Genomic DNA, 12,632 nt, shown 5'->3' with positions numbered 1-12,632 from the left:
AAGAAACAATCTCCATGCTGATCGTCTCCAACAGCGTCCACCTTCCGGATGATGAAATCGAACTGACCGCCATCCGCGCCCAGGGCGCTGGCGGGCAGAACGTCAACAAGGTCTCCAGCGCCGTGCATCTGCGTTTCGACAGTCAGGCCTCGTCCTTGCCGCCGTTCTACAAGGAGCGTTTGCTGGCGTTTGCCGACAGTCGCATCACTGCTGACGGTGTGGTGGTGATCAAGGCGCAGCAGTACCGCACCCAGGAGCAGAACCGCGCCGACGCCCTCGAGCGTCTGGCCGAACTGATCCGCGCGGCTGGCAAGGTGGAAAAGAAGCGCCGCCCGACCAAGCCGACCCTGGGCTCGAAAAAGCGTCGCCTGGACGGCAAGAGCAAGCGCGGGGCGATCAAGGCGGGGCGGGGCAAGGTGGATTTCTAGCCGCGCGCCGCCAGATAGGCGGGGTAGTCGGGGATGCGGTACTCGTGCTGTTGCTCCAGCAGGCTGCTGCTGAGCAGGTAGTCGGCGCTGCTTTCGTTGCAGGCCACCGGGATGTTCCATACCGCAGCTACGCGCAGCAGGGCCTTGATGTCCGGGTCGTGTGGCTGCGGCTCGAACGGGTCCCAGAAGAACACCAGCATGTCCACGCGCTGCTCGGCGATGCGTGCGCCGATCTGCTGGTCGCCGCCCAGCGGGCCGCTGATCATGCTCTCCACTGGCAGATCCAGGCGTTTGCTCAGAAGCAGGCCGGTAGTGCCTGTGGCCAGCAGTTGATGGTTGGCCAGCCGCTCGCGCTGACGTTCGCACCAGTCCAGCAGAAAGCCCTTGCAGTGATCGTGCGCCACCAGGGCGATGCGCTTGCGCGCCGGCAGTTGGGCGCGGGTAAAGGCGATACGGCTCATCGAGCCTCCTGTTCAGTTCAAGCGGGCCAGCACCAGGCAGTTGTCCAGCATGCGGTTGGAGAAGCCCCATTCGTTGTCATACCAGGCCATGACCTTGAGCAGCCTGCCGCTGACCTTGGTGTGGTTGGCGTCGAAGATCGACGACAGCGGGTTGTGGTTGAAGTCGCAGGACACCAGCGGCAGCGCGTTGTAACCGAGAACCGGGGATTGCTCGCTGGCTGTTTTGAGCAGTGCGTTGACTTCCTCTGCATCGGTTTCGCGCCTGACCTGCACGGTAAGGTCGACCAGTGACACATTGATCACCGGTACCCGCACGGCCATGCCGGTGAGCTTGCCGGCCAGTTCCGGCAGCACCAGGCCGACGGCCTCGGCGGCGCCGGTTTTGGTCGGGATCATCGACTGGGTTGCCGAGCGGGCGCGGTACAGGTCGCTGTGGTAGACGTCGGACAGGTTCTGGTCGTTGGTATAGGCATGGATGGTGGTCATCAGCCCCTGCTCGATGCCCAGCTCGCGCTGCAGCACCTGCGCGACCGGCGCCAGGCAGTTGGTGGTGCAGGAGGCGTTGGAGATGATTTGCATGTCTGCAGTCAGCACCTGCTCGTTGACGCCATACACCACCGTGGCGTCAGCCCTCTTGGCCGGGGCGGAGATCAGCACCTTGCGCGCACCTGCGGCGAGATGCGCGGCAGCCTTTTCGCGGTCGGTGAACAGCCCGGTACATTCCAGCACCACATCCACCTGATGGGTTTTCCACGGCAGTTCCGCCGGGTTGCGAATGGCGCTGACGGCAATGCGGTCACCCTTGATCCACAGGTTCTCGCCATCGACTATCACTTCTTCGGGGAAATGGCCGTGGACGCTGTCATATTGCAGAAGGTGGGCATTGATCGCGCTGTCGCCCAGGTCGTTGATCGCCACAACCTGCAGGTGCTGGCGATAATTCTGGGTATAGAGTGCGCGTAGCACGTTGCGGCCGATGCGGCCGAAACCGTTGATGGCGATTCGTAGTGTCATGGTGAGGCTCTCGTAAATTTGTTGTTGTAATTACAAGATTATTCCCATTGCTATGGAAATCAAGCGTCTGAGGTGGCAATATTTTTTGTTGTAAATACGAACATAAGCTAACAGCTAGCCTGGAGATATCTCATGCATCCCCGCGTTGTCGAAGTGACCGAACGTCTTGTCGAACGCAGCCGCGCCACGCGCCAGCGCTACCTTGAGATGATCCGTGCGGCGGCCAGTGAAGGCCCGCAGCGGGGCAAGCTGCAATGCGCGAATTTCGCGCACGGCGTGGCCGGATGCAGCGGTCATGACAAGCAGGCTCTGCGCCTGATGGATGCGGCCAATGTGGCCATCGTTTCTGCTTACAACGACATGTTGTCGGCGCATCAACCCTACGAGGCATTTCCCGAGCAGATCAAGCAGGCCCTGCGCGAACTCGGTTCGGTCGGGCAGTTCGCCGGTGGTGTGCCGGCCATGTGCGATGGCGTTACCCAGGGCGAGCCGGGTATGGAACTGGGTATCGCCAGTCGCGAGGTGATCGCCATGTCCACGGCTGTGGCGCTGTCGCACAACATGTTCGACGCAGCGCTGTACCTGGGTGTGTGCGACAAGATCGTGCCGGGCCTGGTGATGGGGGCACTGCGTTTCGGTCATCTGCCGGCGCTGTTCGTGCCCGCGGGGCCTATGACCTCGGGCCTGTCCAACAAGGAAAAAGCCGATGTGCGTCAGCGCTACGCCGAAGGCAAGGCAACCCGCGACGAACTGCTGGCTGCCGAGATGGCCGCTTACCATGGGCCGGGCACCTGCACCTTCTACGGCACCGCCAACACCAACCAGTTGCTGATGGAGGTGATGGGCCTGCATCTGCCGGGCGCTTCCTTCATCAATCCGGGCACGCCGCTGCGTGAGGCCCTGACCCGCGAGGCAGCGCAACAGGTCACCCGCCTGACCAAGCAGAGCGGAAATTTCATGCCTGTCGGCGAGATCGTCGACGAGCGCTGCCTGGTCAACTCCATCGTTGCTTTGCACGCCACCGGTGGCTCCACCAATCACACCCTGCACATGCCCGCCATTGCCCGCGCCGCCGGCATCCTGCTGACCTGGCAGGACATGGCCGATCTGTCCGAAGTGGTGCCGACCCTGGCCCACGTCTATCCCAACGGCAAGGCGGACATCAACCACTTCCAGGCCGCTGGTGGCATGGCCTTCCTGATCCGCCAACTGCTGGAAGCCGGGCTATTGCATGAGGACGTCAATACCGTGGCAGGACGCGGCTTGTCGCGTTATACCCGTGAGCCATTCCTCGAGGATGGCAAGCTGGTCTGGCGCGACGGGCCGACCGAGAGCCTCGAGCAAAGCGTGCTGCGCCCGGTGGTGCGGCCGTTCTCGGCCGAGGGCGGCTTGCGTCTGATGCAGGGCAACCTCGGCCGTGGGGTGATGAAGGTGTCGGCGGTGGCGCCCGAGCACCAGGTTGTTGAGGCGCCGGCGCTGGTATTCGAGGACCAGCTGGAGCTGGTCGAGGCGTTCAAGGCCGGCAAGCTGGAGCGTGATTTCGTTGCCGTGGTGCGCTTCCAGGGCCCGCGTAGCAACGGCATGCCCGAGCTGCACAAGATGACGCCCTATCTGGGCGTGCTGCAGGATCGCGGTTTCAAGGTGGCGCTGGTCACTGATGGGCGCATGTCCGGTGCTTCGGGCAAGATCCCGGCGGCCATTCATGTCTGTCCGGAGGCTTTCGATGGCGGGCCGCTGGCGCGGGTGCGCGATGGCGACCTTATTCGTGTCGATGGTAAAAGCGGACAGCTGGTGCTGCAGGTCGACGAGGCCGAATTCGCCAAGCGTGAGCCTGCGTCCAGGCCGGCTCCGGCCATGGGCTGCGGACGCGAGCTGTTCGCCTTCATGCGCCACAACTTCAGCACGGCGGAGCAGGGCGCCAGTGCCTTTACCGAGAGCCTCGAATCGCTGGTCTGAGGCTTTGGCGGCCCGGAACGATGGTCCGGGCTGCTCCGGGCTACGCTGCCGTATCGGTGCGTAGCCCGTAAGGGTGATCAGATACCTTGCGGAATCTCTTCGCCGCCCAGTGCGGTGAACAGCTCCGGCAGGAATTCCACCAGGGTCATCATCATCAGGACGAAGCTGGCGTCCTGCTGAGCCAGGGCATCGTCACCACCGTCCTGTTCGGCCTGCTCCTGCAGCACGTCTTCAAAGCGCAGGCGCTTGATGGTCAGCTTGTCGTCGAGTACGAACGACAGCTTGTCCTGCCAGGCCAGTGACAGCTGGGTGACCTGCTTGCCGGTGGACAGATGCAGCTGGATTTCCTCGCTGGTCAGGTCCTGGCGCTTGCAACGCACCACACCGCCGTCCTCGTGGGTATCACGCAGTTCGCATTCATCGAGCACGAAAAAGCCTTCGGCAGCCCTCTGGTTCTTCAGCCAGTCGGTGAGGGTGGCGGTCGGCGCGATCTTCACCGACAGCGGGCGTACCGGCAGCGAGCCGATGGCCTCGCGCAGGGTGGAAAGCAGGTCCTCGGCCTTCTTCGCGCTGGCGCTGTCGACGAGGATCAGGCCCTGCTTCGGTGCGATGGCGGCGAAGGTGCCGGATTTGCGGATGAAGGCGCGTGGCAGGAAAGCCTGGACGATCTCGTCTTTGATCTGGTCGCGTTCTTTCTTGTACACCTTGCGCATCTGGGTGTTTTCGATCTCGTCGACCTTTTCCTTCAGCGCATCGCGCACCACCGACCCCGGCAGGATGCGTTCTTCCTTGCGCGTGCCGATCAGCAGGAAGTCGCCACTGACATGTACCAGTGGTGCATCGGCGCCCTTGCCGAAGGGGGCGGTGAAACCATAGGTGGTCAGTTCCTGGCTGGCGCAGGAGCGGGCCGGTTTGCTGGCCAGTGCGGTTTCCAGTGCCTCGGCGTCGAAAGGGATGTCCTGGGTGAGGCGGTAGACCAGCAGGTTACGAAACCACATGAGCGGGTGATTCTCCATTGATGATGTAGGGTCGCTGGGTGGCGCCATCGATGGCCTTCCTGCATGTGGAAAGCCGGCGCGCTGCGACGGGTGAACGTGGCGGGCGATCGGCAGCAGGCTGATCGATCCGCCGGCACAGAGCGCGCATTATTCTCTGCTGGCGTGCTCAGCGCCAACCCTGACAACGAACCGTTGAGGAAATTCGCTGGTGTCGCCTAAGTTCTTGCTGCGGCGATGAATTTTTTTCTGAAGAGGGCTTGCCAAGGTCTGAATCGCTCTCTAGAATGCGCCCCACTTCGAGAGTGAATGGGGTGGTTAGCTCAGCCGGGAGAGCATCTGCCTTACAAGCAGAGGGTCGGCGGTTCGATCCCGTCACCACCCACCAATCTCGCAGTTACGCGCAGCGGTAGTTCAGTCGGTTAGAATACCGGCCTGTCACGCCGGGGGTCGCGGGTTCGAGTCCCGTCCGCTGCGCCATTCTTCTCCTCGCTTCATCCCCTCTCCTGTGACAATGCTTCGGCATTCGCCGAAATCTTCGAAAAATCCTTTGCCTGCTTGAACTTATGCACACTGCGTGGCTCCTATGCCGTAGCCAGTGATCGCAGCGTACTGCTAAGCTCGCGCTTTCACACGACGGCCTTCGGGCGCATCTACAAGGAACAAGCATGAAACAGCATCGTTTGGCGGCGGCGGTTGCCCTGGTGGGCCTGGTGCTTGCCGGTTGCGATTCGCAAACCAGCGAAGTCGAACTCAAGAGCCCGGCGCAGAAAGCCTCCTACGGCATCGGCCTGAACATGGGGCGCAGCCTGTCCGAAGAGGGCATGGACGATCTGGATTCCAAGGCCGTCGCTCAGGGCATCGAAGACGCGCTGGCGAAAAAGGAGCCGCGCATCAAGGATGAAGACATGATCGAGGCCTTTTCCTTCCTGCAGAACCGTGCCGAAGAGCGCATGACCGCACTGAACAAGGAAGCAGCAGAAGCCGGCAAGAAATTTCTCGAAGAGAACGGCAAGCGTGAAGGTGTCGTTACCACCGATTCCGGTCTGCAGTACGAAGTGATCAAGAAGACCGACGGCGAGCAGCCGAAGGAAAGCGACGTCGTTACCGTTCATTACGAAGGCAAGCTGACCGATGGCAGCGTGTTCGACAGCTCCGTCGCGCGCGGCAGCCCCATCGATCTGCCGGTTGGTGGCGTGATCCCGGGTTGGGTCGAAGGTCTGCAACTGATGCACGTGGGCGAGAAATACAAGCTGTACATCCCCAGCGAGCTGGCTTATGGCGAGCAGAGCCCGTCGCCGGCGATTCCGGCCAACTCGGTACTGGTATTCGATCTGGAGCTGATCGGTATCAAGGGGCAGTCGGACGAACCGATCGAAGAGTAACACTTGGTACGTACGTGCAACGCCCCGTCTTGACGGGGCGTTGTCGTTTCTGAAGGGGGAAAGATCTTGCACGGGGAGCGCGGTGTTACGCTTATGCACATTTCGAGAAACACTCCCGACACCCTCGCGTTACAGCTGAGCAGCTTCCATGTCAATCAGCAACTTATTGATTTTCATGGATTTTATTTGCTGTATAAAAAATATCCGATCTAAGCCAAGGCCCCATGGCACGGGGCTTTGATAAGCTTGTCGAAAGAATTTGCACAGATTTATCCACAGCTTCGGTGGATAAGCGAGGCAAGCCCGGAGAGTGCCTGGCTTGCCGAGGAGGCCGCATGAAAACTCCGTGGAAATTGGCGCGTTACCTGCCACTGGCTGCCCGTTTTCTTCGTGAAGGCAGGTTGCCCGAGCTGTTGCGCGCGCTGGCTGACAAGCGTACGCCGCAGGGGCAGCGTTTCGCCGAATTCAAGGAGGATCTGCTGCTATTGCGTGCGCTCAGTATTGCCTGGTTCAAGGGTGAATACCGGCAGATCAGTAATCAGGCGCTGCTGATGGTGGTGGCGGCGCTGCTGTACTTCATCGCTCCGCTTGATGCAATTCCCGACTGGCTGGTGGGTGTTGGCTTTGTCGATGATCTGGCCGTACTGGCCTGGGTAATGCGTACCTGGCATGGCGAACTGGAGGCCTTCAGGGCCTGGCGTGACAGGCAGAACCCGGCGCGTATGGAGCTGATCGAACGGCTACCGCCTGCGGAGCGGGCCGATCCGCTGCATTCCTGACGCCTTGTTCGGCCATTTCGGGCCATCCTGCGCCATCTCCGCCAGAGAGTATCGTGTGGGGTCATATGCCTGGGGAAGCGATAGCACATCTTGCTACCCTGGCAGCATGGATGACGCCCCGGCGGCAGACGCCTGTTAAGATGGCCGCATGCAAGGAAGGGGGCGAGGCCGTCGTCCCTGCTTTCCAACGGAGAGACTCATGAGTGTGCAAATCATTGCCCGTGACGGCGAACCGGAATATGCAGTGCTGCCCTGGGCCGATTATCAGGCCCTGTTGCAGGCGGCGGGCCGTCAGGACGCTGCGGCGGCCATGTTATCTGCGCCGGCTCCCGCAGCCAGTCGCGCGCCTCTTTCGCAGTTGCAGGCGCTACGCGAAGCCAAGGGCCTGAGCCCGGAAACACTGGCACGCAGTGTCGGCATTAGCCCTCATTATCTGGCCATGATCGAGAGCGGCGAGCGTCAACCTGATGCTGCCATCCTGCGCTCGCTGGCCTGGGAGCTGGGGCTGGAGGGCTGGTCTTGAGCGTGCGTATCAGTCGCCAGCACTGGCAGGCATTGTTGGGCGAGTTGGACGATGCTCGCCGCCAGCGTCATCTGCTCACCTATCGTGCGCTGATCGAGCGACTCGACCTGCCGACACCGGCCATGCAGACCCTGACCGCCGCCCTGGAGCATCTGGCCGCGCTGGATGCTCGCGCGGAACGTCCGTTGCGCAGCGCCCTGGTCATCAGCCAGGGCGCCAGTCGTCTGCCGCGTACCGGCTTCTTCGACTGCGTGACGCGTCTGGGGCGTTTCAGTGGCGCTTCCGATGGCGTGGCCGCCGCCTCATGGCATGCAGCCGAGGTCGCCAGGGTGTTCGAATTCGAGTATCCCGCCGATGTCTAGGTGGCTCTGGCAGATCCGTGCGCGCCTGGGATACTGGTTGGCCCGGCGGCTGTTCCACTGGCCTGCGGCGTTGCGCCAGCCACGATTGTGGCAATGGATGCAGGGCCAGTACGGACGCATGGCCAACCTGGGCGACACCTCGGCGCAGAGTTTCTACGGTCATATCCTGCTGTTTCGCGGCCAGGGTCTTGGCGCGCGTGAGGAGGGATTGAGGCTGTTGCGTCTGGCGGCCCAGGGTGGCGACGGCAAGGCCGCGTACCAGCTGGGCGTGCAGGCGCTGCAGGGCGACACCCGGCAGGCGCCGGACGCCGTGCAGGCAGTGCACTGGTGGGAGATGGCGTTGGCTGCCGGGCACCCACTGGCGGCTGGTCGCCTGAGTCAGCTCTATGGCGAGGGTGCTCCCGGCTTGCAAGCAGATCCGCTGGCCGCCGAGCGTTACGCCGCGCTGGCAGAGGGTGCCCGCCGCTCAGAACGCTGAGCCGAACGTGCAGACCGAGGCTGTAAGCAGAGGTGTCGCCCTGGTCGGGCGTTTGGCTGCTCAAGCCAGCTTGGCCGGGAGTGAGACGACGGGCCCTGAGGTCGCAGTGATCAACTGTCAGGTGGCTATCATGGCCTTCTCGACTTGCAGGAAAACGAAAAGGGCCGGTTTTGACCGGCCCTTTCATTTCACGACAGTTCGATGAGGATTGGCTGGCTGGAAGTCGCCTCAATAGTGCAGCGCGAGCGACGGATTCAGCCCCAGGTAGTCGAGCAGGATGCGTCCGCTTTCTGCGAGGTAGGCATCGTCTTCCGGCGTGCTCTTCTCGTCGGCCACCGGCAGTGCATCCTCGTCTTCCTTTTCCAGTTCCTTGAGCGGTTCTTCGCCCTTGGCCACGCGGCGGTTGTTTTCCAGGGCCAACTGCTTGGCTTCGACCTCGGCCTGACGAGCGCGGCGGGTCTGCTCGTTGAGACTGACGGTTTTTTCCTCCATCAGCTTCTTGGCCAGGGTCAGGCGGTCGCGGGTGAAGACGAAGTCCGGGTCCTTGGCCGTGCGTTGATCATGGCGCGCTTTCAGCTCGCTCAGGAAAGGCTTGATCGGGTCCAGTTCGGGCTGGATCGCCGGGCGAATGCTGTCCCACGGCAGAGCGGCGGGCAAGGCGCTTTCGCCGATGTCCTTGGTGTCCATGACGTCCGGGTAGAGGATGTCGGGGATCACGCCCTGATGCTGGGTGCTCTGCCCGGAAACCCGGTAGAACTTGGCCAGGGTCAGTTTCAGTTCGCCATGGTTGAGCGGCTGAATGGTCTGCACCGTGCCCTTGCCGAAGGTCTGGCCGCCGAGGATCAGCGCGCGGTGGTAGTCCTGCATGGCCCCGGCGAAGATCTCCGAGGCCGAGGCGGACAGGCGGTTGACCAGCACGGCCAGCGGGCCCGAGTAGTAGACGCCCTTGTTCTCGTCGGCCAGCACGTCGACACGGCCATCGGCGTTGCGTACCAGCACGGTGGGCCCTTGTTCGATGAACAGGCTGGTCAGCTCGGTGGCTTCCTGCAGGGAGCCACCGCCGTTGTTGCGCAGGTCGATGACCACGCCGTCGACCTTCTCCTTCTGCAGTTCGTCGAGCAGACGTTTGACGTCACGGGTGGTGCTCTTGTAGTTCGGGTCACCAGCGCGGAAGGCCTTGAAGTCGAGGTAGAAGGCCGGCAGTTCGATCACGCCGAGCTTGTAGTCACGACCTTCGTGCTGGAGCTCCAGCACCTTCTTCTTGGCGGCCTGCTCTTCCAGCTTGACCGCTTCGCGGGTGATGGTGACCACTTTGCTGGTCTGGTCGCTGGGCGGGTTGCTGGCCGGGATCACTTCCAGGCGTACAGTGGAGCCTTTCGGACCACGGATCAGCTTGACCACTTCGTCCAGGCGCCAGCCGATCACATCGACCATTTCATCGTTGCCCTGGGCGACGCCGACGATCTTGTCGGCTGGTGCGATCTGCTTGCTCTTCTCGGCCGGGCCGGCCGGTACCAAACGTACCACCTTGACGTGCTCGTTGTCGCTTTGCAGAACGGCACCGATGCCTTCGAGCGACAGACTCATGTTGATGTCGAAGTTTTCCGCGTTGTCCGGCGACAGATAGGTGGTGTGCGGATCGTAGGTGGTGGCGAAGGCATTGATATAGGCCTGGAACACGTCCTCACCACGGGTCTGCTTGAGGCGCGTCAGCTGGTTCTTGTAGCGCTTGGTCAGCAGCTCCTGGATGTCCTTGGTTTCCTTGCCGGCGATCTTCAGGCGCAGCACTTCGTCCTTGACGCGCTTGCGCCAGAGGTCGTCGAGCTCGGCGCGATCCTTGGCCCATGGGGCTTTCTCGCGGTCTACCTGGAGGTCTTCGTCGATGCTGAAGTCGATCTTGTCGACGCCTTTGCCCAGCTCAGCCAGTGCAAAGTTCAGGCGCTCTTCCAGGCGGGTCAGATGGCGGCGATAGATGGTGAAGCCCGGCTCGAGGTCGCCGCTTTTCAGCAGATCGTCGAACCTGGTGCGCCACTGGTTGAATTCGCTGATATCGGCCGCGGTGAAATAGCTGCGAGACGGATCGAGCAACTTCAGGTAGTTGTCGTAGATCTGGATCGAGCGTTCATCGTTGAGCGGCGGCTTGTTGTAGTGATGGCGGCGCAGCAGCTCCACTACGTTGAGGCTGGCGATCACCTGGTCCCGGTCCGGTTGCAAATAGTCCCAACTGGTCACGGTGGTGGTCTTGGCCGCCAGCGGCAGGGCACTGAGGCCGAGAACGAGGGCGAGGGCAGTACTTGCAAGAGAGCGCTTCATGCTGATTCGACGTAGTGGCAGGTGATAACGCATATTAGGCCGTATCTGAGGGCGCCAGGTTCCGTTGGCGCTATGCAAAAGCCCGACGGTCAGCGCCGGGCTCGGTTCACTTGCACTATGGAGGCAGCATGAAGGCATTGCAAGGCGTCGAAGGGCGCGCAGAGTGGCTGGAGCAACCGGCCCAGTCCTGTGATGCAGGGCAGATTCGCGTGAAGGTAGCGGCTGCCGGGCTCAACCGGGCGGATCTGCTGCAGCGGGCCGGGCTCTATCCGCCGCCACCAGGTGCCAGCCAGGCGCTGGGCCTGGAATGCTCCGGGGTGGTCGTCGAGGTGGGAGCAGGCAGCGCCTGGCAGGTGGGGGATCGCGTTTGCTGCCTGCTCGCCGCTGGCGGTATGGCCGAGGAAGTGGTGCTCGATGCCCGTCATGCCATGCCGGTGCCGGAGGGCTTGAGTCTGCTCGAGGCGGCGGTGGTGCCCGAGGTATATGCCACTGCCTGGCTCAATCTGTTCCAGCTCGGAGCGCTGCGTCCCGGTGAAAAGGTCCTGCTGCATGCCGGCGCCAGCGGTGTCGGTTCGGCCGCCATCCAGCTGTGCAAGGCATTCGGCAGCCCTTGCTGGGTTAGCGTCGGTTCGCCGCAGCGGTTGGCCTATTGCGAGACGCTGGGGGCGCAGGGTGGCGCGTTGCGTGGTGAAGATCTGCAGGCATTGCGTGATTTCGGCCCGTTCGATGTGATTCTCGATCCGGTCGGGGGCAAATACGCGGCGCTCAATCTCGAGCTGCTGGCGCGTGACGGGCGTTGGGTCAATATTGGTTTGATGGGCGGACGCGAGGCCACGCTGGACCTGGCTCAGGTGCTCGGCAAGCGTATCCAGCTGATCGGCTCGACCCTGCGCAATCGTGATGATCAGTTCAAGGCCGATCTGCTGCGCGATCTGCAGCAGCAGGTGTGGCCGCTTTTTGCCGAGGGGCGATTAAAGCCGCAACTGGAGCGTAGTTATGCTATCCAAGATCATGAATCGGCGTTCGAGGCACTCGCGGGTAACCAGGTCGCGGGTAAACTGGCATTGCTGATCGACCCCAGTCTGCTCTGAGGCAGGCTGCAGCCCGCATGTGGTGCGGGCTGAATCATCGATTGGTGCATTCAATCGATATCATGTCACTAATCAATAAGCTTTTTTTTGTTAGGTGGCTAATATAGCAACCGTAGATTTCAACCCTCACAGAAACCTCAGAAGGAGTCAGAGATGTCCCTCATCAATACTCAAGTTCAGCCGTTCAAGGTCAACGCTTTCCACAACGGCAAGTTCATTGAAGTCACCGAAGAATCCCTGAAAGGCCATTGGTCCGTTCTGATCTTCATGCCGGCTGCCTTCACCTTCAACTGCCCGACCGAAATCGAAGACGCCGCCAACAGCTACGCCGAGTTCCAGGCCGCTGGTACCGAGGTTTACATCGTTACCACCGACACCCATTTCTCGCACAAGGTATGGCACGAAACTTCGCCGGCCGTTGGCAAGGCTCAGTTCCCGCTGATCGGTGACCCGACTCACCAACTGACCAACGCTTTCGGCGTGCACATCGCTGAAGAAGGTCTGGCTCTGCGCGGTACCTTCATCATCAACCCGGAAGGCGTGATCAAGACTCTGGAAATCCATTCCAACGAGATCGCCCGTGACGTCTCCGAGACCCTGCGCAAGCTGAAAGCTGCCCAGTACACCGCCGCTCACCCGGGTGAAGTCTGCCCGGCCAAGTGGAAAGAAGGCGCCAAGACCCTGGCTCCCTCGCTGGACCTGGTTGGCAAGATCTAAGGATCTGCCCAGGGGCCGAAGAGCCCCTACCGCCTTGCGCTTCGACGGCTGAATCTTAGCCGCAAGTGCCCGAACGCCCGGGCGCAATCCGTCCGGGCGTTCGTTTGTCCGAAATTCGCTAGAGGAATAT

At 61.9% G+C, this 12,632-nt stretch carries 13 protein-coding genes and 2 tRNA genes; 11 read left to right on the top strand and 4 right to left on the bottom strand.

Translation table 11 applies throughout. The annotated features are described in order from the left end of the window. Positions 1-14 precede the first annotated feature (14 nt). Entirely contained in the window at positions 15-428 is a 414-nt protein-coding gene (gene arfB, locus OEG79_RS15055) for an alternative ribosome rescue aminoacyl-tRNA hydrolase ArfB (protein WP_264145785.1), read from the top strand. On the opposite strand, the gene OEG79_RS15050 is transcribed toward arfB, so the two are convergent. Both OEG79_RS15050 and gap read right to left on the bottom strand, forming a co-directional pair. Continuing rightward, a complete protein-coding gene (locus tag OEG79_RS15050) occupies positions 425-889 on the bottom strand; it encodes a methylglyoxal synthase (RefSeq protein ID WP_264145784.1) in 465 nt (154 codons plus the stop codon). The genes arfB and OEG79_RS15050 overlap by 4 nt on opposite strands. A 12-nt stretch (positions 890-901) precedes the next feature. After that, positions 902-1,903, bottom strand: coding sequence for a type I glyceraldehyde-3-phosphate dehydrogenase (gene gap, locus OEG79_RS15045; RefSeq protein WP_264145783.1), 1,002 nt, complete (start codon positions 1,901-1,903; stop codon positions 902-904). Between the two features lie 132 nt (positions 1,904-2,035). On the opposite strand from gap, the gene edd reads away from it, so the two are divergent. Further along, the gene (edd, locus tag OEG79_RS15040) at positions 2,036-3,859 is read left to right on the top strand and encodes a phosphogluconate dehydratase (RefSeq protein ID WP_264145782.1); all 1,824 of its coding nucleotides are present in this window, start codon (positions 2,036-2,038) and stop codon (positions 3,857-3,859) included. A 77-nt stretch (positions 3,860-3,936) separates the two neighbouring features. On the opposite strand, the gene rdgC is transcribed toward edd, so the two are convergent. Further along, the gene (gene rdgC, locus OEG79_RS15035) at positions 3,937-4,857 is read right to left on the bottom strand and encodes a recombination-associated protein RdgC (RefSeq protein ID WP_264145781.1); all 921 of its coding nucleotides are present in this window, start codon (positions 4,855-4,857) and stop codon (positions 3,937-3,939) included. 309 nt (positions 4,858-5,166) lie between these two features. On the opposite strand from rdgC, the gene OEG79_RS15030 reads away from it, so the two are divergent. The 7 genes from OEG79_RS15030 to OEG79_RS15000 all read left to right on the top strand — a co-directional run bounded on the left by OEG79_RS15030 (position 5,167) and on the right by OEG79_RS15000 (position 8,381). Further along, a tRNA-Val gene (locus tag OEG79_RS15030) sits at positions 5,167-5,242 on the top strand. Positions 5,243-5,257: 15 nt separating this feature from the next. Next, positions 5,258-5,334 (top strand) — tRNA-Asp (locus OEG79_RS15025). A gap of 188 nt (positions 5,335-5,522) precedes the next feature. Continuing rightward, positions 5,523-6,239, top strand: a complete 717-nt coding sequence (locus OEG79_RS15020) for an FKBP-type peptidyl-prolyl cis-trans isomerase (RefSeq protein WP_264145780.1) — start codon at positions 5,523-5,525, stop codon at positions 6,237-6,239. Positions 6,240-6,574: 335 nt separating this feature from the next. Next, on the top strand, positions 6,575-7,018 hold the full coding sequence (locus tag OEG79_RS15015; RefSeq protein ID WP_264145779.1) for a YkvA family protein: 444 nt from the start codon (positions 6,575-6,577) through the stop codon (positions 7,016-7,018). A gap of 199 nt (positions 7,019-7,217) precedes the next feature. Continuing rightward, the gene (locus OEG79_RS15010) at positions 7,218-7,541 is read left to right on the top strand and encodes a helix-turn-helix domain-containing protein (protein WP_264145778.1); all 324 of its coding nucleotides are present in this window, start codon (positions 7,218-7,220) and stop codon (positions 7,539-7,541) included. Continuing rightward, positions 7,538-7,903 carry a hypothetical protein gene (locus OEG79_RS15005; RefSeq protein WP_264145777.1) on the top strand — a complete coding sequence of 122 codons (366 nt, stop codon included), beginning with the start codon at positions 7,538-7,540 and terminating at the stop codon, positions 7,901-7,903. The genes OEG79_RS15010 and OEG79_RS15005 overlap by 4 nt, the downstream gene beginning before the upstream one ends. Further along, a complete protein-coding gene (locus tag OEG79_RS15000; RefSeq protein ID WP_264145776.1) occupies positions 7,896-8,381 on the top strand; it encodes a sel1 repeat family protein in 486 nt (161 codons plus the stop codon). Before OEG79_RS15005 ends, OEG79_RS15000 begins: the two co-directional genes overlap by 8 nt. A gap of 228 nt (positions 8,382-8,609) precedes the next feature. Here OEG79_RS15000 and OEG79_RS14995 read toward each other — a convergent pair whose 3' ends face one another. Further along, on the bottom strand, positions 8,610-10,694 hold the full coding sequence (locus tag OEG79_RS14995; RefSeq protein ID WP_264145775.1) for a carboxy terminal-processing peptidase: 2,085 nt from the start codon (positions 10,692-10,694) through the stop codon (positions 8,610-8,612). Between the two features lie 128 nt (positions 10,695-10,822). Here OEG79_RS14995 and OEG79_RS14990 point away from each other — a divergent pair, with 128 nt between their 5' ends. Beyond that, positions 10,823-11,785, top strand: a complete 963-nt coding sequence (locus OEG79_RS14990; protein WP_264145774.1) for a zinc-binding dehydrogenase — start codon at positions 10,823-10,825, stop codon at positions 11,783-11,785. A 153-nt stretch (positions 11,786-11,938) separates the two neighbouring features. Continuing rightward, positions 11,939-12,502, top strand: coding sequence for an alkyl hydroperoxide reductase subunit C (gene ahpC, locus OEG79_RS14985; protein WP_264145773.1), 564 nt, complete (start codon positions 11,939-11,941; stop codon positions 12,500-12,502). Positions 12,503-12,632 lie beyond the last annotated feature (130 nt).

The sequence above is a fragment of the Pseudomonas sp. Z8(2022) genome, assembly GCF_025837155.1.
Classification (GTDB): Bacteria; Pseudomonadota; Gammaproteobacteria; order Pseudomonadales; family Pseudomonadaceae; genus Aquipseudomonas.
This window is presented reverse-complemented; position numbering and strand designations above follow the sequence as displayed.